Genomic DNA, 679 nt, shown 5'->3' with positions numbered 1-679 from the left:
CACTGCAAAGTGTCATCGAGCACATGGTTCTGCCGTGTTTGGTTCTGGCGTTAGCACCTACGACTCAAGTTGTTGGTTTGATGCGTGCATCTGTTGCAGAAGTTATGAGCCAAAACTACATTCGCGCTGCCCGAATCAAAGGTTTATCGAATCGTGAGATCGTCACTCAGCACGTAATGCGTAACGCCATTCCGCCTATCATTCCAAAAGTTGGGGTTCAGCTATCTAGCATGATCACTTTAGCGATCATCACCGAGTCGATTTTTAACTGGCCGGGCATTGGTCGCTGGTTGCTGGATGCACTTGCCAATCAAGATTACGCCTCAATCCAAGCAGGAGTAATGGTGCTTGCGACACTCGTATTAACTGCCAATATCCTTTCGGACTTGATTGGCGCCATGATCAACCCTCTGGTGAGAAAGGAATGGTATGCTAACAAATAACGTTTATCAGGAAGAACGCATTCCAACTCAGTTTGAGCGATTTTGGCGTAGTTACCGCGCTAACGGGTTAGCGATGTTTGGCTTGTGGTGTTTAGGCTTGATTGTATTGATCACCATTTTAGCTCCGTGGCTTGCCCCGTTTGATCCACAAGCACAATCTGGTGAGTTACTCGTTCCCCCTTCATGGGCACCAGCGGGCACCGTCGATTACTTTTTAGGAACCGATGACTTAGGTC

General features: G+C 48.0%; 1 protein-coding gene and 1 pseudogene. Both read left to right on the top strand.

Going from position 1 to position 679, the window contains the following annotated elements; translation table 11 throughout:
- The coding region (locus tag R7Q48_RS27790) for an ABC transporter permease subunit (protein WP_318133509.1) at positions 1-443 on the top strand (443 nt) is incomplete at its 5' end.
- A pseudogene (locus R7Q48_RS27785) lies at positions 430-679 on the top strand (peptide ABC transporter permease); the annotation flags it as partial. The gene R7Q48_RS27790 and the pseudogene R7Q48_RS27785, both read left to right, overlap by 14 nt.

The sequence above is a fragment of the Vibrio sp. 378 genome, assembly GCF_033339435.1.
Note: the sequence above shows the minus strand (reverse complement) of the source record. Positions and strands in the feature narration are given on the sequence as shown.